This is a genomic window from uncultured Imperialibacter sp., from assembly GCF_963974565.1.
Lineage (GTDB): Bacteria > Bacteroidota > Bacteroidia > Cytophagales > Cyclobacteriaceae > Imperialibacter > Imperialibacter roseus.
Map to the genome: position 1 here is coordinate 325,107 of NZ_CAXBCJ010000002.1, position 18,842 is coordinate 343,948.

Consider the following 18,842-nt stretch of genomic DNA (forward strand, 5'->3'; position numbering starts at 1 on the left):
ACTACAAAGAAAACTTATAGCTGAATTTAATCCCAAAATTATTTACTCCGGGACGGTTGGTATAAGTAAGTCTGTGTATGAAGTCGACTCTAAAAAACCTGAATATATTCTCCACACCATACCCTGCCTCTATATAAGGCCACTGGCCAAGAGCGAAGAAGGGTGCTATTTCGTTGCCATTAGTGTCGTAGGTGGGTGGTATCAGGTTGTAGTTCTTTTGCCCCACACCGCCGTAAAGCACATTAACAGTGCCTACAAGTCTCCACTTTAACTTTTTGATGGCGGGAATACTGTTGAGCAGAAATCCATTGAAAGAGTGATTCCATCTGAAGGCTACATGCTTGTCGGTAACGAACTCAAAGTAGTCCATCATGTTGTAGGCAAAATTAAAATAGAAAGGCGTCTGGTTTCCTATGTGTGCCTTCAGCAACGGGTAAGGCAGATTATTGAAGTTATAGCCGCCGCTCAATGTGAGATAGCCCACTCCGAAAATGCCCATCTTTTGCCGTTTTTCAATCGACAAGCCAAACTTGTGGTACGTGAAATCGCCTCCAAGAGCACTGAGGCCAAGTGTATAACGGAAATTAACAGCTGGCCAGCGAATGGTGCCCATGCTCAACCGCTGGTTATCGTTGATGACAAAAATTTCGTCACGTGCGTAGCGGGTGTCGAGAATTACCTCTGCCACACTCAGGTTGTTACGCACCGTGGGCGTTTCAGCGTAGGGGTCTTTGTAGTATTCAAAGTCAAACAATGGCTTGAAGTATTCCTGACGATATGACACTCGCTGAGAAAGGCCACGGCCCAGCACCGTGAAAAAAGTAAAGTAGTTCTTTTGCCGGAGAAAGGGATCTATCAGTGTGCCGAAGCGTGAAAAAGCATAGAAAACATTGGCATTATCAATATCATCATTAAGAAGCCAAATCTGATCGATTTCCTTTTGGTGCATGTATTTCACCTCAGTCCATGGGCTGCGGCTCAAAATCCTTCGCACATGAAACTTGTACTTCCATTCCTCATCTTTTAAGCCATAGGCTACGTTGGCGCTCAACTCCCATTTCTTGCTGAAGTCAATATTAGTTCTGCCTCCAAGCCCCAGCCTTATGCCCTCTATATTATTATTGCCAAAAAAGTAAGAATAGGAACCTATGTCGAACTTTCCGATTTTGTAGTAGCCGGTGTATCCGGTCTGAATAATGTCGGTATAAGTTTTGATCACCGGGATCTTTGTCAGCGTGTCGATCATTTCATACACATGAACCTCCGTGGCACTAAGGGTATCGTGCCTGATATCGGCCCAAAATTCGTTGTCGTCTGCCCGGTCGTTAACGTCCTCCACCATCTCAATGGGGTTTTCATAGAACTTATCGGGTTTTGGCTGATTCACCACAATGTCTTTGTTGGACACATAGAACTTAGCCAGAAACCCGGCTGATCGGTCGGTTAGCTCACTTACGTCAATCATCACCCTGGTTTTGGCAGGCAGCCAGGCACTTTCGGTAGTAGGCACCAACTCCTGTTGAATTTTTATCTTCTCAATGAAATTGACATTCGCCTCTTTACCTACCGTTACGTCAATTTGTCTGATGGCCCAGGTGTCTTTGTGAATCCACATCGAGCCACGAAAGGCCAGGTCCTGCTCCCGCTTGGGGAAGAAATCTAACCGGTAGCAGTAATAGTCGCCGAGCCAAAGACTATCTACCAGGTCATATTCGTAGTTGATCTTCCAGCCATCCGAAATCGGAGAGACGAAGTCTTTGCCCACAATGTTGAGCCAGTTTTGATAAAAATTATACTGCTGAAAAGAGGCGCCTATCACCTGCGAAGTCAGCGTACCGTCGGTTACCCCCACTCCCGTTACTTTCGTATTCAATACAGTCTCGTGCGCCATTCTGGGACTATCTTTATAATAGTACTTGCTAATGGCCTCTGAAATAAACACCGGCAGCACCGGTTTCCCATCTTCGCCTGCAATCTGCTCGATACTGTCGAGCACCGAAGTTACTTTTTGGATGATCTTACGCTGCTTAAACTTATCTGAAATGTTATCAATATCCATTTCAATTTTGGTGTACGCCTCGTATTCATAGGCAGAAAGTCTCCTTTTGTCGTTAACCTTTTTGTGGTCGACTATATTCCTCAATATTTGAAACGCCGGATTTTCGCCTGCTTCAAAAACAAGCTCCTGAAGGTTGACCACATCTTCTTCCAATTGGATATTGATGTTTTGCTCCTTTCCTGCCACAATGAATTTCGTTTTTGGAACAAATCCGATGTAGCTGAAGTGAATGGAGTCGAAGCGCTGGGTAGTGCTAAGTTTGTAATAGCCCTCAAAATCAGTTGTTGCACCAATAGAAGTTCCCTTGAAAACGACATTGGCAAACGGAATCGGGCTACCGGTAGATGCTTCGGTAACTTTGCCCCACACCACTGTTGTGCCTTGCGCCTGAGCCCAGCTAGTGACAGATAGAATAGACAACAGAAAGAGAATTTGTACTCTTTTCATAGGTTTGGTAAACCAATAACATCCTTAAGGACACTTTTCTCGCTAAATCGTTCAAAAAATGTGAGAATTATTTTCTGATCTCTATAATTTCCTTCTCACCAAGGAATTTGGGGGGTTGTTTGAGAACGTAAAGGTCTAAAATTGCTTTCGGTCTGGCAAGCCATTCTCTGCTCACCACAGACTTCATCCCTGATTTTGCCGCATCATCAGATGCGAAGGTAACTGCTTTTATCCCATAAAATTTACTAATAAAAAGCGCCCGGTAGGCATGAAATTGCTGGGTGATAATAACGATCTCGTTTTGCCCAAACACTTCCTTTGAACGCACGATGGAATCAAGGGTTCGAAAACCGGCGTAGTCCATTGTCATGTCTTGTGCAGGCACGCCCAGCACCAAAAGAGCATTGAACATATCCTGGGGCTCATTGTAGTACTTTGTGTTGTTGTCTCCGCTGAGTATCAGGTGCTTTACTTTGCCAGCTTTATATAGTTTAGCGGCGGCTTCCATTCTGGTGGTAAAAAACGAATTGGCGCCTCCATCGACACTTCTTTTCGATGTTCCGAGCACTACCCCGACGTCCACAGCCGGGATTTCTTCCACGTTGAAATGGATATCATCTGTCGTCTTCCACATGATCCATACGTTGCTGGCGATGACAAAGGCAAACACCAATGCACCCAGCATAAAAAGCATCTTTAGTAAAAACCGCATCCGTCAGCGTTAATACTAAATGCCCGAAAGAAATCTCACTTCGTGAATATCAGATCTCCTTACAATCTTACGATACCACTCCAGGGTCAACTGCTTCTTTTCTTCTTCACTCATACACCAATCAATTTCCGAGTCTTTTAACTTCCTTAACAAAACATGCAAACACAACGCAACACTTACCGACACATTGTAGCTCTTAGTAAAACCTTGCATCGGCAGGCATACCCTTTTGTCAGCCATTTCCAGCACTTCCTTCGACGCCCCGTCGAATTCTGTACCAAACACCAGGGCTATTTTTGAATCTACACCAACGTCGTTCAAGTCGACGGCAGACTGGTCAGGACTGGTTACCCAAATTTGATATCCGGCATCCCTCAACAACTGCAAACATCGAGAACTATTCGTTGACTCGTGCTCATTGTGCTTAGTAACAGTCAGCCATTTACTACCGCCTTTGGCCACATAAGCACTTAATTTATTCCTAAACTGGTTTTCGATGATATGAACATCCTGCACTCCCATCGCCTCGCATGACCTTAGAACGGCGCTTACGTTCAGAGAGTTTTCAAAATCTTCCATTACCACTGCAATGTGACGAGTCCTCTTCTCAAGCACCTGTTGCACCTTCGCTGCCCTTGCAGCGGTTACGAAACTTCCCAGGTAATTAATCAGCTTGTCTCTGGTGGCATCATCCATCTGTTATTTGCAGGTTAGAAAAGGCCAAGTTGGTCTTCTCCATTGCTTTTTGGTTTCTTAATATCCAAATCTATGCTGCTTCCCACATCAAAATTCTCATCTGTTTCTTTACTGAACTCTTCTTTCAGCTTCTTTACCGTTTCTGCTATTTCCTGCTTGTCGTCGGTTGCTTTCGAAGCAGTATCATCTTCATCTTCTTTGGTGTCCGGGCCTGAATCATCGTCGTTGCTATCCTTCTCCTCAGCCCCAGGGTCTTCGTTGGCCAGCCACTCCAGTTTTTTGATATCCGGGAAATTCAATTTGTTGCCGACTGCCTTCCACCCCTTGATGTCGATAAATTCCTCAAATACAATGATTTCTTTGTCTGTCTCCTTGCTACCTTTCTTCCTATAGCTGACTTCGAAGGATGGTGAGGGATGCGAACTCACTAGTAGCAGCCTGGATCCCTTTTCTTCAGAAATGAAGACAAATTTCTTTTCAACTGTGCTGGTTTCGATCAGGAATCGCTTACCAAAATGCACCTTCGTCTTACCATCCAGGTACACTGCGCTAACAACTGCTTTCGGATTGAACTTTTGGAGTGTGAGAATCTGATGGTAGTCGTATCTGTTGGTCAGTTCAAACGAGGTGAGCTCGTAGCTGCCATCCTGATAAAAGACGATGATTTTGTCGTCCGCCAGGAAGTTGCCAAGATACTCTCCCCTATCATCCGTATTGAGTCGCCCGATAGTAGCATCGTACCATATATCAAGCCCTCCCAACGTTGACCTCCCTGCTTCCTTCAACACGATCTTTCTCACGGGGTATTTGGTTAAAATATTACCCTGCGAGCCACGACCTTTGATCTCTATCTCTGAAAAGTCAAAATCGAAAACTTTCTTTTTAGCCTTTGAGCCAGAGGTCAGGCTGATATTAATGATTTCGGCTTCTCCGTTCGGATTAGCAGAAAAATAGAGCACTCTGGATCCTTTTTCACCTTTACTAACGTCATACTCCTTGTCACGGGTAACACCCAGCACCTGGAAGCGCTTGATCATGGACCGGCCTGACTTGCCATCTACGTAGACGGCGTTGTACACCATGCGTTCGTCGTTTTTCTTGAACACACCTGCATAGAGGATATCCTTGCCAACGAACACTTTGTCCTGAATTTTGACGACAGAAAACTTTCCGTCCCGCCTGAAGGCAATGATGTCGTCCAGGTCAGAGCACTCACATATGTACTCGTCCTTTTTCAGTCCATAACCTATGAAACCGTCTTCTCTGTTGACATACAGTTTCTGATTGTTCGCAGCCACCACAGTAGCCGCAATGGTATCGAACTGAGCTATTTCGGTGAGTCGCTCCCTTCCTTTGCCATACTTATCCAGAAGACTTTGATAATACTTGATGGCATACTCCACCAGGTTCTCCAAATTGTAGTTGACCTCTTCCAACTCTTCCTGAAGCTTCTTCATCAGCTCGTCGGCCTTGAAGGAGTCAAATTTGGAGATTCTCTTGATCTTGATTTCAGTCAGTTTCAAAATATCGTCCTGTACGATCTCACGGTAAAACTGGTCTTTGAAAGGATCAAGCCCCTTATCGATGGTGTCCAAAACAGCTTCCCAGGTTTCACATTCCTCAATATCCCGGTAGATTCTGTTTTCGATAAATATTTTTTCCAATGATGAGAAGAGCATCTTTTCCATCAATTCAGCCCTTCTTATCTCCAACTCCCGCTTGAGGAGGTTGACCGTTTGGTTGGTACAAACCTTCAGGATGTCATTGACAGACATGAATACAGGCTTGTCGTCAACAATCACGCAGGCATTGGGAGAAATGGATACTTCACAATCGGTGAAGGCGTACAAAGCGTCGATGGTGATGTCAGGCGACACGCCAGGTGCCAGGTGCACTTCAATCTCAACATCCTTGGCCGTGTTATCCACCACCTTTTTGACCTTGATCTTTCCCTTATCGTTGGCTTTCACGATGGAGTCCATCAGGTTGGTGGTGGTAGTGCCAAATGGAATGTCTTTGATAACGAGTGTCTTCTTGTCGAGCTCTTCTATTTTGGCCCTTACACGAACTCTGCCGCCTCTCTTTCCTTCATTGTAGTCTGAAAAGTCTGCCAGGCCACCGGTAGGAAAGTCGGGTAAAATATTAGTCTTCTTGCCCTTAAGCACTGCAATGGAAGCTTCAATCAGCTCCCGGAAGTTGTGAGGCAATAGTTTGGTAGAAAGGCCAACAGCAATGCCTTCAACGCCCTGTGCCAGAAGCAGTGGAAATTTGACGGGAAGAGTAACAGGTTCACGTTTACGTCCGTCGTATGAAAGCTGCCAGTTGGTGGTTTGCGGGTTGAAAACCACCTCGAGCGCAAACTTCGATAGTCTGGCCTCTATGTAACGGGGTGCTGCGGCCCGGTCTCCTGTGCGGATATCACCCCAGTTGCCCTGCGTTTCGATCAGGAGGTCTTTCTGCCCAATATTGACGATGGCATCGCCAATGGAAGCGTCGCCGTGAGGATGGTACTGCATGGTGCTACCAATGATGTTCGCCACCTTGTTGAAGCGACCATCGTCCATTTCCTTCATGGCATGCAGGATACGCCGCTGTACCGGCTTAAATCCATCTTCAATTGCAGGCACGGCCCTTTCCAAAATTACATAGGATGCATAATCGAGGAACCAGCTTTCGTACATGCCCGAAACGGCTACCACATCATGAATCTGATCTTCTCCTTCGTGACTGTTAAGGTTCTCTTCTTCCATACTTTACTTCAAAACTTCTCTCCAGATAATAAAATAGGCAATGGCCAGGCTGATCGACAGCAGGTTGCCCACTAAAAAGTAATCGTTTGATATTTTGTTTTCATCCTTAATTCTTGTTGCAATTTTTAGTGCTCCCAGCAGTGTCAACACATGGGGCAAGTCGTGCGTAAGTGCGAAAAAAAGGAATAGCCGCTCTACCATGCCTTTGAAAACAGATCGTTTACTTATGCCTGCTCCGTCCTTGCCAGTGAATATTTTTGACAAAATCCAAAACAACAGCACCGACAATGCTTCACCGCCAACTAAAACCAGTATGATGGATATCCAGTGGTTCATTCAAATGCGTTTGCTGTTGATCGTATCAAATCTTTGGCTATGTTAAACTCATCCAGTTTGAGGGAAATGCGTTTTCTCCAAACTGTGGATGGATCTTTTGAAAGCTGCTCCCCTACCCACTTGTAATCGTCCTTCTCAAAGAAGCGCTCCAGGTACTCACGGTCATTTTTTGACCAGTCACTGTAGAAAGAGTCGTACAACCGAAACAACCCATTCAGCATATCGTCGGTTTTACCGTCTGTTGTTACCATGCGATAGTGCAACTTCTTTGGCTTCATCTCTTCCAGCCCCTTTCTGGCTTTGGTAAGCCCCTCACCCAACATTCCATGCGCATTTTCCTTGTTGACTGGTGTATCAATGGGGCCATACAGCATGCTGTATCGGATCCTGAACTCAGGGTTTGTGCCAATTAGCGCCTTGTCTATATAAAAGATGATGTCCACCACTGACCTTAGATCCTTCACTACTCCCTGAAACTCATCACCTAACGTGATAGTGAGTGGAGACAATATCTGCTTCGAAAAGTTGCCATTAGCCGATTGAATGACCGATTTAAAACTAGTCATTAAAGTCGCTCCTTTCTTTTCTGAGCTGCCAACAATGTCTCCCATCAAAATAAAGTACATAACTGCAACTTTACTATTTTGTAAGATAATTACAATTATATAAATTTTGTATAAAAATTACAATAAATGGATAATTGTAATAAAAATACAATCAATCTTCTATCACAACCTCTTCCACCAAGTCCTTCTCTATTTTCAGGTTATCGATAATGAAAATCTGCCTGTCCGGCGTATTCTTGCCCATAAAGAACTCCAGTAGCTGGGGAATCTTTGTTTCTTTCTTCAAAATAATGGGCTCCAGCCGCATATCTTCCCCGATAAACTTGCCAAACTCCTCTGGTGATATCTCTCCCAGTCCTTTGAATCGGGTTATTTCCGGCTTAGACCCAAGCTTGTTGATGGCCTGCTGCCTCTCCTCATCGCTGTAGCAATAGATAGTTTCCTTCTTATTCCTAACCCTGAAAAGTGGTGTTTCCAAAATGTATACATGGCCGTTTCGAACCAGGTCCGGAAAAAACTGCAGAAAGAAAGTCAGCATCAGCAGTCTGATGTGCATCCCATCCACGTCGGCGTCAGTAGAAATGATGATTTTGCGATAGCGAAGCCCTTCTAACCCGTCTTCAATATTGAGTGCATGTTGAAGAAGGTTAAACTCCTCGTTTTCATACACAATCTTTTTCGTCAGGCTGTAGCAGTTCAATGGTTTACCACGCAAACTAAACACAGCCTGGGTTTGCACGTCCCGTGATTTGGTGATAGAGCCCGACGCAGAATCACCTTCAGTGATGAAGATCATGGAATCGTCCCGGCGCTCGTTCTTCAGGTCGTCGAAGTGGATGCGGCAATCCCTCAGTTTTTTGTTGTGGAGGTTGGCCTTTTTAGCCCTGTCATTGGCCAGCTTCTTAATGCCTGCAATTTCTTTGCGTTCCCTCTCCGACTGAATAATCCGCTTTTGCAGGGCTTCCGCCACGGAGGGATGACTATGCAGAAAGTCGTCGAGATACTTTTTAACAAAGTCGTTGATGAAAGTACGCATGGTGGGGCCTTCCGGGCCAACGCTTTGAGAGCCCAGTTTCGTTTTGGTTTGAGACTCAAACACAGGCTCCTGCACCCGCACTGCAATAGCTCCTACAATACTTGTGCGCACATCCGATGCATCAAAGTCTTTTTTGTAAAACTCCCTGACCGTTTTTACCAATGCCTCCCGGAAAGCCGCCAAATGGGTGCCGCCCTGGGTTGTGTACTGACCGTTAACAAAACTGTAGTACTCCTCACCATACTGGTTATTATGAGTGAGCGCAATCTCAATGTCCTCTCCCTTCAGGTGAATGATTGGGTAACGCAGCTCTTCTTCGTTAGTCTTGCGGTTCAGTAAGTCGAGAAGACCATTTTCTGAAAAATACTTAACACCATTGAAATTGATTGTCAATCCGGCGTTCAGGAACGCATAGTTCCAAAGCAGGTTGTCAAGATACTGCGGAATAAAATGAAAGTTTTTGAAGACCGTACCGTCGGGTTCGAAGATGGTGAGTGTGCCATTTCTTTCAGTAGTGGTAGTCTCAGGCGGATCGTTGGTCAGCTCCCCCTGATGGAACTCGGCCATTTTAGTGCGGCCTTCTCTGAATGATTGCACCTTGAAGTAGTCCGAAAGGGCGTTTACCGCCTTGGTACCTACTCCGTTCAAACCAACTGATTTCTGGAAGGCGTTAGAGTCGTATTTACCCCCAGTGTTGATCTTGGACACACAGTCGATGACTTTGCCCAGCGGAATGCCACGACCAAAGTCACGCACCTCTACCCTATGGTCGGTCACCTTTACATTAATGACCTTGCCATTTCCCATCATGTGCTCATCAATACTGTTGTCGATGATCTCCTTTACAAGTACGTAAATACCGTCATCCATCGCAGCACCGTCACCGAGCTTGCCGATATACATACCTGGCCTGAGCCTGATATGCTCTTTCCAGTCAAGTGAACGAATATTGTCTTCGGTGTAATTTGATACTGCAGCTTGTTCGTTTGCCATAAGTCCTTCAATCGCAGAAAGTTTCCATCATTTTGACCGTATCTGGGGTCAAAAATTGCAGTGAATTTAGGATAATTATGGAAATTTTCTGGAATATAATTTCTCTTAACTTGCTGTAAATGAAGGATTTATATTCAACTATTGATTGAATATCCCAGCACTAAGCTACTGATATTAAGAGGGTTGATAGCTCCGATAGCGGAGAACAAAACCGTAAGAAAGAATCCAGGCAAAAATCAGAAAAGTGCCTAAATAGACCAGATAGGCAAAATTATTAAAGTCGAGGTTCACACGATTGTTGTACACACCTATAAAGGCAGCGCCAGTTACAAAAAAAACGTTGATGAGGCTGATAAGCACTTCGAGCCAAATGAGCGTTTTGTTCTTGAATATCTCAGATGAAAACAAACCTCTTCCTTCAGTGACCGGCACGCCGTCGAGCACTTTACCAAATACAAACAACAAAAGGTTGACAACCAGAAAAAAAGCAAACGAATAATAGAAGAATTGGCTTTTGGAAATGAAGTAGATGGGCGTGCCTAGTTGATCGCTGTACAACGAAACATTTTCCGGCAGATAAGCATACACAAACAGGAGTCCGCCGAGGAAAAACAGCAATGAAATAATTCTAATAAATGAAAATATTCTCTTCATGCTACAGCCATCAATTTGGATGCAAAACTAGTTAGTATTCTTAAATAAATAGCTTTTTTAATTACATTGTTATCTGTATTTGTAACACCCATGAACATTAACCCTGTCATTCTTTCTATCCCAATCTATTTTCTGCTGATTGGTGTAGAGCTTATTATTCAGCACTTTCAGCACCGGAAAATCTACCGGCTCAATGATGCCCTCACCAATATGAGTTGCGGCATTACTCAGCAAATTACCGGAGCCTTCCTTAAGGTTCTCACCGTTACGACTTATCAGTTGGTCTACGAGAACTTTGCGCTTTTCAATGTACCCGTAACGTGGTATACTTTTATCCTTATCTGGTTGGGTGTAGACTTGTGCTACTACTGGGCTCACCGGATGAGTCACGAAATCAACCTATTCTGGGGAGGGCATGTGGTGCACCATCAAAGTGAGGATTACAATTTCTCCGTAGCGCTCAGGCAGGGCTCGTTCCAGGTGTTCTGGACCTTCTTTTTCTACCTCCCGCTGGCAATTATCGGTGTGGACACACTCACCTTTGTGCTTGTTGCCGCCATCAACACAGTTTACCAGTTTTGGATTCACACTGAAACAATTGGCAAACTTGGCTGGTTTGAATTCGTTTTCAATACTCCCTCCCACCACCGGGTGCATCATGGGCGTGACCCAAAATATATTGATAAGAACCATGGAGGTACCTTTATCATTTGGGACAGGCTATTTGGCACGTTTCAGGAAGAGGAAGAAAGGCCAACATATGGCATTACTAAGCCTGTGAACACCTGGAACCCCATCAGAGCCAACCTGCAGCATTATATCGACATGGCGGGGCAACTCAAGAAAGTCAGGTCGTTGGGTGATGGCCTCAGGATCATGTTCAACAAGCCCGGATGGCTCCCCGATTACCTTGGCGGCTATCAGGGTGTGCCTGAAGTTGATAAAAGTGCCTATCACAAATTCAACCTTCATCCGCCTTCAGCATTTTCGGTTTATCTGATCTTCCAATACCTGTTCGTTCTGGGAGGCACGTCGTTCTTTATGTTCAATCAAGGTAATTTCTCTATCATGGAAAAGTCGGTGATAGCTGTAACTATTGTAGTTTCTATCATCATTCTTGGGGGCATTATAGAAATGAGAGAATGGGCCTTCACCACCGAGCGCATCAGGCAACTTATTCAACCGCTTTTAGCTTATTTTTTGACCTATTCGTTAATTCCCGTCTATATACTGGGAGTTGTTGGCATTGCCTCCTTAATTTGGATGTACAAAATAAGAACCCCCACTTCCAAACCGGATCAAACCATCAATGCCTGACCTAAGACAATTGAAAAAGTTTAGTTTGCTGCCCATCATTGCATTTTCCCTTTACGGCTGTGGACTGCCTGCCGATTTGGATGGGTACAATGATGTGACGTGGAAAAGTGACGCCAATGGATGTAATGGAGACAGACTGGCTATGACTCAGGTGTTCGTTACTCAAAAAGACAAAATAAAAGGTCTTGATGAGCCTCAAATACTCAGGTTGTTGGGTAAACCGGACAAGCAGGAGCTTTATATCAGAAGCCAGAAGTTTTTCGTCTATTACATGGAACCAGGGCCAACCTGCGAGAACAGCATAGAACCTCCTCTCCTTCTCACCATAAGATTCAACGCACTGGGCTACACCAATGAAGTCTTTCTGGAAAACTTCACCAAGTAACCGGGCGTTTTTAGCTTTTTCATAAAGCTTGTCATATAATACTCCTCCTTTCCAGACTAAGCTAACAGATGACAACAAGGGAGCAACTGGAAGTACACCACAAAGAGGCATGGTTTTGGGCCAGACAATGCTGTCGCTTTCAGCCCGACCTGGCAGAAGACGTTCTGCAAACAGCTTACCTCAAGGTGCTGGAGAAAAGAGCACTCTTTGCTGGTAAATCGAGCTTCAAAACCTGGCTTTTCAGCGTGATCCGGTTCACCGCTATTGACATGGCAACGGCGCAGCAACTACATGTGAGTAAGCACCTCGGCATTGACGATATTCAGCTTTCGGAGATAGCCAACTCGCAGAATGAAGGTGGTGTAATGAGCTATGAGCGCATGATCAGTCAGTTGCCCGGGCGCCAGGCTGAGCTTCTATTACTGGTTTTTTACCACGACATGACGCTGGAAAAGGCAGCCGAGGTCATGGAAACGAGCATTGGCACGGCACGCACTCACTACGACAGAGGAAAAAAGAAACTTAGAGAATTGATATTGGCTTCACAATTAAAGAAAGCGATATGAAAAATGAAGACGAAGAGTTAAGAGACTTCTTTCTTGAAATGAAAAAAAGTGACGCCTCTCACGAAGCTCCACCTTTCGCTAAACTTATTGTTCAGCAAAAGCAGCGAAAACTACCCGTTTGGGCCGTAGTCGCCGCAACCATCAATATCATTCTTTTTGTTGGAGGCTTTTGGTACCGAAGTCTTCAGCCAACCGAAAGAGTGGGTGTATTGCCCCATGTTGAAACGCAGTCTTCTATTGATCAAAACAGCGATATGATGACTTGGGAAACGCCCACGGACAAGCTGTTAACCAACTTTTAATCTTACTACGATGAAAAATATAATCACAATATGCTTAGTGCTGCTTCTCGCAGGTTCAATGACCTCCTTTGCACAGACTTCTGATCCTTTTGCGGCGACACTGTATGAGCCTGATTTGGTTGTTAAATATACTGATGACATAGGACTGACTGACGCACAAGCTCGGGATATGAAAGTAACCTATGAAAAAAACATCTCGCAGTTCAACAAGAAAAAGTCAGACTGGTCCCTGGCAATGGTAGAGTTTCAGGAGATCATTTCGCAACCAAGTGTGAACTATGAAACCCTGGATAAAAAGTTCAGTGAAGTCCTTGCCCTTGAAAGTGAGATAAAGAAAATAAAGCTAAAATCTTTGGTGGAAATCAAGAATTTGCTGACAGTGGATCAGCAATCCAAACTTGATAATATCAAAAAACAGAATCCAGAGTACAACAAAGCTTTTGAGCTCACCTTAGGCTTCGAAGAGGATTCTAAAATTGTCATTAAAAAACACGAGAGTCTCAGCCCCGACACCAAAAAAGAGCCCCTCTTCATTCTATACGGTGGAGATGAAAAGCCGACAATCGATAAGAAAATATCTAGTATCGATGATGTTAAGCCCGAAGATATACAAGCATTATCTGTCTACAAGGGAACAGCCGCCACCGACAGGTTCGGGGAAGACGGTAAGAACGGAGTCATTGAAATTAAGATCAAAGGCCCCGCTCTGAAAAAGTATCGCAAGAATTAATACCCAAACAACTCCGGCAACCACAAACTCAGCGCTGGTACGTAGGTAACGAGCAACAGCACGGCGATCATAGCCAAAAACAGTGGCAGCAACGGTTTGAGTACCTTTTGAATGCTCAAACCGGCCACGCTGCAGCCCACGAATAGCAGGGAGCCAACCGGCGGTGTACAAAGACCAATACACAGGTTCATCACCATCACAATGCCGAAGTGGATGGGATTCATGCCCATTTGCACCACCACTGGCAGGAATATAGGTGTGAAAATCAGTACCGCAGGCGTCATGTCCATGAACGTACCCACAGCCAGCAACAAGAGGTTAATAATCAGCAGGATCACAACCGGGTTGTCGCTCACATTCAACAGGAAGTCGCTTACGCCCTGAGGAATATTCTCGTAAGACAATACCCACGACATACCCATGGAAGTCGCCACCAGCATCAACACGATGGTGGTAGTTAATGTAGTGTCCAGCAGAATGCGAGGCAAGTCTTTGTACTTCACCTCTTTGTAGACAACCATCGACAGGATCAGGGTGTACAGCACGGCAATAGCCGACGCCTCTGTGGCGGTGAATATCCCAGCGATAATTCCCCCAATGACGATTACCAGTAGCAAAAGGCTTGGCAATGCGCCGAAAAAGCTTTTGAAGAATATTTTTACCCCCGTCGTCTCGTTTGACTTGTATCCTTTTTTCAGGGCCACAACACCAGCAACAATCATCAATGCAAGACCAATAAGCAACCCTGGAATATAGCCAGCGAGAAACAGTGCTGCGATAGAAACACCTCCACTTGCCAGGCTGAATACGATAAGAATATTGCTTGGTGGGATAACCAAACCTGTAGAAGCTGAGGTGAGGTTCACAGCAGCACCAAAAGCTTTATCATACCCCTCTTTTTCCATTCTGGGCACCATAAATCCGCCGATAGCAGAAGCAGCAGCGACAGACGAACCCGAAATGGCACCGAAAAGCATACATGCCAGTATGTTAATAAACGCCAGGCCTCCGGGAAGTGGCCCCACCATGGCCCTCGCCAAATCGATCAGTCGACTGGCAATGCCGCCCTTGTTCATCAGCTGCCCAGCCAGCACAAAAAACGGTATGGCAAGCAGCGAGAAACTATCAATTCCTGTAGCCATTCGCTGAGCCAGTGTGGTAAAAGCTATCACCGGATCCATGGTGATCAGTATGGTGACAAGGGATGAAAGTCCGATGCTATAAGCTACGGGTACGCCAATGCCCAGCAGCACAACGAAAGTCAATACTAAAATGGCTATCTCTGTCCAGTTCATACTTCGGCCCTCCCTTTGATCAATTCATGAATACAGTAAAAACAAATTAGAAGTCCACTGACGGGCAGTGAAATGTATACGTAGGCAAGTGATACCTGAAGTGTGGCTGCCAGCTGACCGAGTGCAAACGAAATGTACACAAGCCTGATACCGCCTACAACCATGACCAGCAGAGCGAATACAAGTATTAGCAGGTAGATAAAGCGATGAAGTAAAACAGCTTTGGCACCTTCCAGTTTACCGGGAAGAATATCAATGGCGAGGTGCATATTTTTGCCTGTGGCATATGCTGCACCAATCAGTGCTACCCAAATGAGCAGGTACCTGGCCAGCTCGTCGGTAAAAGAGCTGGGGCTTCTCAATATATAACGGGAGGCTACCTGCCAAAGCACATCCAACACAAGGAGGCTCATAAGGATAACAAGCCCACCTTCGGTAATTTTGTCAATTTTCTGTCTGAGAACTTTCATCTACGGCTTCAATTCTTTCTAGTAGTTTCTTTCGGTATTCTGTATTGGCAAATGCATCCAGCATCGGCCTCACTTTTTCAATAAATGGCCCTTTGTCAGGGTATTCAACGTGAACCCCATCTGCTATCATGGCGTCCAGCGCTTCTTTCTCTGACTCTTCCCAAAGCGTGCGCTGGTGCACAGCCGACTCAAAGGAAGCTTCGCTCAACCACTTCTTTTGCTCATCGTTCAAGTCGTCCCAGGTGTGGGTGCTCACGAGCATCACATCCGGCACAAAAGTGTGTTCATTGAGGCTGTAATAGCGACAAACTTCATAGTGCCTTGTCAGGTAAAGACTCGGGGGATTGTTTTCTGCGGCATCCACAACGCCCTGCTGAAGTGCTGTGTAAAGCTCGCCAAACGGTATGGGGGTAGCAGAGCCGCCCAGCAACCTCACCATTTGAATAGCTGATGCGCTGGACTGCACCCTCACTTTGAGTCCCTGAAGGTCTTCCGGCTTCATGATGGGCTTGTCTTTGGAATAAAAGCTGCGACTGCCAGCGTCGTAAAAGCACATGCCCCGCATCCAGAACTCCTCGCCACTTGTCAAGAGCTCCTGCCCAATTTCGCCACCCAGCACTTTTCTGTAATGATCCTTACTATGAAAAACATAGGGTAAATTCACCACTGCCATCGACGGCATGAAGCTTTCCAGCACTGCCGCAGACGCTTTGGTCATTCCTATGGAGCCTATCTGCAACAATTCAAGCAACTCTCTTTCAGATCCCAGCTGTCCATTGGGATAGATATCAATGCGCATCTTGCCGTTTGACTTCTCATCTACTTTCTCAGCCAAAAAAACCATCGCCTTGTGCACTGAGTGGTTTACGTCAAGAGCGTGGCCTAGCTTAATCACTTTCACATCACTTTTCACAGCGCAGCCCGCAATCGTTAGCATTAAAAAAAAACAAAGCAGGTATCTTAGGGAAGTTGTCGTCACCTTATTTATTTATTAAATCCAAAATATGATTTAGCATTGAAATAGCAGATATTCTCCACCATTTTACCCAGCCACTCCCGGTCATTCGGTAATTCACCGTTATGAACGTCAGTTCCGATCAAATTACACAGAATCCTACGGAAATAATCATGCCGGGGGTAGGAAAGAAAACTTCGGCTGTCAGTAAGCATGCCAACAAACCGGCTAAGGAGTCCCATATTCGACAGTGCGTTGATTTGCTTTTCCATCCCATCCTTCTGGTCGAGAAACCACCAGGCCGACCCGTATTGCATCTTGCCTGCCGTGGAACCATCGTTGAAGTTGCCCGCCATAGTGGCGAAAAGCTCGTTATCCCTTGAGTTGAGGTTATAAAGAATGGTCTTGGCAAGTTGGTCTGTTGAGTCAAGCCTGTCAAAGAAGCGACTCATGGCTCTGCTATGCTCAAAGTCACCCATACTGTCAAAGCCTGTGTCAGGCCCCAGGGTATCAAGCATGCGCTTGCTATTGTTGCGAAGGGCGCCGATGTGAAACTGCTGCGTCCAGCCTTTTTCATGGTCCATGAGCGCCAGCTGGTGCAACATGAACGACTGGTAAAGCAACATATCAGCTTTTGCAGGCATTTTCCCGGATCGTAGCTCCGCAAACACTTTTGCAGCTTCGGCTTCAGTAAAGTCGGCGGCGTAGAAGGTCTCCAGCCCATGGTCGCTCAGCTTGCAACCCAGCGATGCAAAGAAGTCGTGGCGGCTTCTCAAGGCTGACAGAAGGTCATCAAGTGAGGAAATGCTTTGTGAAGCAGCTTTTCCAAGTTTATCCAAATAGGCATTGAAGCTGGCTGCATCGCTTACGACGACCACTTTGTCGGCCCTAAAAGCCGGAAACACCTTGATTTTATACCCTTCCTTTTGAAGCGTTTGATGGTAAGAGAGATCGTCGGAAGGGTCATCGGTGGTGCAAATGGTCTCCACTTTCATTTTCTCCAAAATGCTTCTTACCGTCCACTTGGCACCTAACTGTTCGCCGGCCTCATCATAAATTTCTCTTGCAGTGGAAGCGTTAAGAATTGTATGAATACCAAATGGTCTTTGTAATTCCATGTGCGTCCAGTGGTAGAGCGGATTGCGCATGGTATAGGGAACCGTTTCAGCCCATTTTTCAAACTTCTCATAGTCGGAAGCATCGCCAGTGCAATACTTTTCATTGACGCCATTGGCCCGCATGGCCCGCCATTTATAGTGATCTCCCTCCAGCCAAATCTCAGTAAGTGTTTTAAAACGTCTGTCCTCAGCAATGTCCTTGGGCGACAAATGGCAGTGGTAATCTATGATTGGTTGATCTTTGGCATGTTCAAAATAGAGGTATTCCGCAGTGTTATTGGAAAGCAGGAAATTGTGATCCAGAAAAGGCCGCATACTTACTAGCAGTGTTGTCGTTTTTTTAAAAATGAAGGCTTCAAGATAGCATAAATAATAGGAGCTGGTAAAATATTTCGTTTGGTCAGTCGTATTTTAAGTCAGGTGGTCAGAATAGTGCTCTTTAACCAACTAATACTAGCTTGAATCGATACCTGCAGATTTGTCTTCTGATCTTTAGGGAGTTTGTGGTTTACACATTGATTTTTAGTGCTCTGGCACTGGTCATATATCTCAATATAGGCTGGTTGGGGCTTATCTACATTTTCTGGACCAAGGTTGTCGGTTTCCTCTCCATTTGCGCCCTCTATCACTTCTCAAAAAGTAATCAGCTTACTTTTTTTCGAAACCTTGGCTTGTCGGTGCAAGCACTTTTGGCCGTAGCCGGGCTCTCTGACATTATACTGTTCTTAGCCTTAGTAGCAATTGTTAATTCGATTACATGACTCAACACCATGTATTAGAAGGTGACTCAATAGACTTCCGTTATGGAGACCATAGCGTGCTGACCGGTGTATACATTAAATGTGAAACTGGCAAAGTAACCGGCTTGCTGGGTAGAAATGGTACAGGAAAATCAACACTATTCAATATACTGTTTGGTACCGCCAGCCCCGGAGGCGGTTCGGTAAGATGGAATTCCAATTATGTGAGGAGCGCTTTCCGAAAAAGTGGCCTCGTCAGTTATATGCCGCAGTTTCCCAGTATTCCGGGGCACCTCAGTTTCAAAAAGCTATTGAAGTTGTTCGGTTACGATGATGATCAGGTTGAGGAAGTTTTAAGCTACCACCTGGTTAAAAAACATTTCACTACCCGATTTAGCAACCTTTCTACAGGTGAGAGAAAATTGCTGGAAGCATTGCTCCTACTTCATTCCAGAAGCCATTTCGTTTTGCTAGACGAGCCTTTCTCGTTTTTGTCGCCTTTGCAGGTCGAGCAGCTGCTGCCTGTTGTCCGGTCTCAGGCACGAACAAAAGGTATTTTACTAACTGACCATCGTTACCAGCAGGTCATCGACAGCAGCGACACCGTGCTTCTTTTGAAAAATGGTTCTGTTCATCCTATTCAGGGAATTGATGGCTTAAAAAGTTTAGGATACATTAGGTAAACCAAACTTTGCCTGGGTCAATAATATCAGAC

Annotated in this window: 18 protein-coding genes; 6 read left to right on the plus strand and 12 right to left on the minus strand. The window is 45.3% G+C overall.

Translation table 11 applies throughout. The features are described from left to right. Position 1: 1 nt before the first annotated feature. The 8 genes from AAC052_RS04135 to AAC052_RS04170 all read right to left on the minus strand — a co-directional run bounded on the left by AAC052_RS04135 (position 2) and on the right by AAC052_RS04170 (position 10,249). Positions 2-2,506: a DUF5686 family protein gene (locus tag AAC052_RS04135; protein WP_339811190.1), complete on the minus strand. Its 2,505-nt coding sequence runs from the start codon at positions 2,504-2,506 to the stop codon at positions 2-4. 67 nt (positions 2,507-2,573) lie between these two features. Then, complete coding sequence (locus AAC052_RS04140; RefSeq protein ID WP_317491536.1) at positions 2,574-3,218, minus strand: ElyC/SanA/YdcF family protein; 645 nt, start codon at positions 3,216-3,218, stop codon at positions 2,574-2,576. Positions 3,219-3,233: 15 nt separating this feature from the next. Further along, positions 3,234-3,914, minus strand: coding sequence for an RNA methyltransferase (locus AAC052_RS04145; protein ID WP_339811192.1), 681 nt, complete (start codon positions 3,912-3,914; stop codon positions 3,234-3,236). A gap of 14 nt (positions 3,915-3,928) precedes the next feature. Continuing rightward, a complete protein-coding gene (locus tag AAC052_RS04150) occupies positions 3,929-6,664 on the minus strand; it encodes a DNA gyrase/topoisomerase IV subunit A (protein WP_317491534.1) in 2,736 nt (911 codons plus the stop codon). 3 nt (positions 6,665-6,667) lie between these two features. Beyond that, entirely contained in the window at positions 6,668-7,000 is a 333-nt protein-coding gene (locus AAC052_RS04155) for a hypothetical protein (protein WP_317491533.1), read from the minus strand. Then, entirely contained in the window at positions 6,997-7,626 is a 630-nt protein-coding gene (locus AAC052_RS04160; protein ID WP_339811194.1) for a SatD family protein, read from the minus strand. Before AAC052_RS04160 ends, AAC052_RS04155 begins: the two co-directional genes overlap by 4 nt. Positions 7,627-7,717: 91 nt before the next feature. Next, positions 7,718-9,595: a DNA topoisomerase IV subunit B gene (locus AAC052_RS04165; protein WP_339811196.1), complete on the minus strand. Its 1,878-nt coding sequence runs from the start codon at positions 9,593-9,595 to the stop codon at positions 7,718-7,720. Between the two features lie 174 nt (positions 9,596-9,769). After that, positions 9,770-10,249, minus strand: coding sequence for a hypothetical protein (locus AAC052_RS04170; protein WP_317491530.1), 480 nt, complete (start codon positions 10,247-10,249; stop codon positions 9,770-9,772). A 90-nt stretch (positions 10,250-10,339) separates the two neighbouring features. On the opposite strand from AAC052_RS04170, the gene AAC052_RS04175 reads away from it, so the two are divergent. From AAC052_RS04175 to AAC052_RS04195, 5 genes are all read left to right on the plus strand, one after another. Beyond that, positions 10,340-11,566, plus strand: coding sequence for a sterol desaturase family protein (locus AAC052_RS04175; protein ID WP_339811198.1), 1,227 nt, complete (start codon positions 10,340-10,342; stop codon positions 11,564-11,566). Further along, positions 11,559-11,951, plus strand: a complete 393-nt coding sequence (locus AAC052_RS04180) for a hypothetical protein (RefSeq protein ID WP_317491528.1) — start codon at positions 11,559-11,561, stop codon at positions 11,949-11,951. Before AAC052_RS04175 ends, AAC052_RS04180 begins: the two co-directional genes overlap by 8 nt. A gap of 68 nt (positions 11,952-12,019) precedes the next feature. Beyond that, entirely contained in the window at positions 12,020-12,517 is a 498-nt protein-coding gene (locus AAC052_RS04185) for an RNA polymerase sigma factor (RefSeq protein WP_339811202.1), read from the plus strand. Then, positions 12,514-12,819, plus strand: a complete 306-nt coding sequence (locus AAC052_RS04190; protein WP_317491526.1) for a hypothetical protein — start codon at positions 12,514-12,516, stop codon at positions 12,817-12,819. The genes AAC052_RS04185 and AAC052_RS04190 overlap by 4 nt, the downstream gene beginning before the upstream one ends. Positions 12,820-12,829: 10 nt before the next feature. Continuing rightward, a complete protein-coding gene (locus AAC052_RS04195; protein WP_339811205.1) occupies positions 12,830-13,549 on the plus strand; it encodes a hypothetical protein in 720 nt (239 codons plus the stop codon). On the opposite strand, the gene AAC052_RS04200 is transcribed toward AAC052_RS04195, so the two are convergent. The 4 genes from AAC052_RS04200 to uxaC are packed head-to-tail and all read right to left on the minus strand — an operon-like array spanning position 13,546 to position 17,702. Further along, entirely contained in the window at positions 13,546-14,844 is a 1,299-nt protein-coding gene (locus tag AAC052_RS04200) for a TRAP transporter large permease subunit (RefSeq protein WP_317491524.1), read from the minus strand. The genes AAC052_RS04195 and AAC052_RS04200 overlap by 4 nt on opposite strands. Further along, positions 14,841-15,314 carry a TRAP transporter small permease gene (locus AAC052_RS04205; RefSeq protein WP_317491523.1) on the minus strand — a complete coding sequence of 158 codons (474 nt, stop codon included), beginning with the start codon at positions 15,312-15,314 and terminating at the stop codon, positions 14,841-14,843. The genes AAC052_RS04200 and AAC052_RS04205 overlap by 4 nt, the downstream gene beginning before the upstream one ends. Continuing rightward, positions 15,289-16,251 carry a TRAP transporter substrate-binding protein gene (locus AAC052_RS04210; protein ID WP_317491522.1) on the minus strand — a complete coding sequence of 321 codons (963 nt, stop codon included), beginning with the start codon at positions 16,249-16,251 and terminating at the stop codon, positions 15,289-15,291. Before AAC052_RS04210 ends, AAC052_RS04205 begins: the two co-directional genes overlap by 26 nt. 47 nt (positions 16,252-16,298) lie before the next feature. Beyond that, positions 16,299-17,702, minus strand: a complete 1,404-nt coding sequence (gene uxaC / locus AAC052_RS04215) for a glucuronate isomerase (protein ID WP_339811209.1) — start codon at positions 17,700-17,702, stop codon at positions 16,299-16,301. A 442-nt stretch (positions 17,703-18,144) separates the two neighbouring features. Here uxaC and AAC052_RS04220 point away from each other — a divergent pair, with 442 nt between their 5' ends. Then, a complete protein-coding gene (locus AAC052_RS04220) occupies positions 18,145-18,810 on the plus strand; it encodes an ABC transporter ATP-binding protein (protein WP_339811212.1) in 666 nt (221 codons plus the stop codon). The last annotated feature ends 32 nt before the right edge of the window (positions 18,811-18,842 follow it).

What these genes read in the sequence shown, in the direction of transcription:
- AAC052_RS04180 (WP_317491528.1), top strand. Translation starts at nt 11,559, where the DNA reads ATGCCTGACCTAAGACAATTGAAAAAGTTTAGTTTGCTGCCCATCATT.
- AAC052_RS04175 (WP_339811198.1), top strand. Translation starts at nt 10,340, where the DNA reads ATGAACATTAACCCTGTCATTCTTTCTATCCCAATCTATTTTCTGCTG.
- AAC052_RS04210 (WP_317491522.1), bottom strand. Translation starts at nt 16,251, where the DNA reads ATGCTAACGATTGCGGGCTGCGCTGTGAAAAGTGATGTGAAAGTGATT.
- AAC052_RS04140 (WP_317491536.1), bottom strand. Translation starts at nt 3,218, where the DNA reads ATGCGGTTTTTACTAAAGATGCTTTTTATGCTGGGTGCATTGGTGTTT.
- AAC052_RS04165 (WP_339811196.1), bottom strand. Translation starts at nt 9,595, where the DNA reads ATGGCAAACGAACAAGCTGCAGTATCAAATTACACCGAAGACAATATT.
- AAC052_RS04195 (WP_339811205.1), top strand. Translation starts at nt 12,830, where the DNA reads ATGAAAAATATAATCACAATATGCTTAGTGCTGCTTCTCGCAGGTTCA.
- AAC052_RS04220 (WP_339811212.1), top strand. Translation starts at nt 18,145, where the DNA reads ATGACTCAACACCATGTATTAGAAGGTGACTCAATAGACTTCCGTTAT.
- AAC052_RS04145 (WP_339811192.1), bottom strand. Translation starts at nt 3,914, where the DNA reads ATGGATGATGCCACCAGAGACAAGCTGATTAATTACCTGGGAAGTTTC.
- AAC052_RS04170 (WP_317491530.1), bottom strand. Translation starts at nt 10,249, where the DNA reads ATGAAGAGAATATTTTCATTTATTAGAATTATTTCATTGCTGTTTTTC.
- AAC052_RS04205 (WP_317491523.1), bottom strand. Translation starts at nt 15,314, where the DNA reads ATGAAAGTTCTCAGACAGAAAATTGACAAAATTACCGAAGGTGGGCTT.
- uxaC (WP_339811209.1), bottom strand. Translation starts at nt 17,702, where the DNA reads ATGCGGCCTTTTCTGGATCACAATTTCCTGCTTTCCAATAACACTGCG.
- AAC052_RS04160 (WP_339811194.1), bottom strand. Translation starts at nt 7,626, where the DNA reads ATGTACTTTATTTTGATGGGAGACATTGTTGGCAGCTCAGAAAAGAAA.
- AAC052_RS04150 (WP_317491534.1), bottom strand. Translation starts at nt 6,664, where the DNA reads ATGGAAGAAGAGAACCTTAACAGTCACGAAGGAGAAGATCAGATTCAT.
- AAC052_RS04185 (WP_339811202.1), top strand. Translation starts at nt 12,020, where the DNA reads ATGACAACAAGGGAGCAACTGGAAGTACACCACAAAGAGGCATGGTTT.
- AAC052_RS04200 (WP_317491524.1), bottom strand. Translation starts at nt 14,844, where the DNA reads ATGAACTGGACAGAGATAGCCATTTTAGTATTGACTTTCGTTGTGCTG.
- AAC052_RS04190 (WP_317491526.1), top strand. Translation starts at nt 12,514, where the DNA reads ATGAAAAATGAAGACGAAGAGTTAAGAGACTTCTTTCTTGAAATGAAA.
- AAC052_RS04155 (WP_317491533.1), bottom strand. Translation starts at nt 7,000, where the DNA reads ATGAACCACTGGATATCCATCATACTGGTTTTAGTTGGCGGTGAAGCA.
- AAC052_RS04135 (WP_339811190.1), bottom strand. Translation starts at nt 2,506, where the DNA reads ATGAAAAGAGTACAAATTCTCTTTCTGTTGTCTATTCTATCTGTCACT.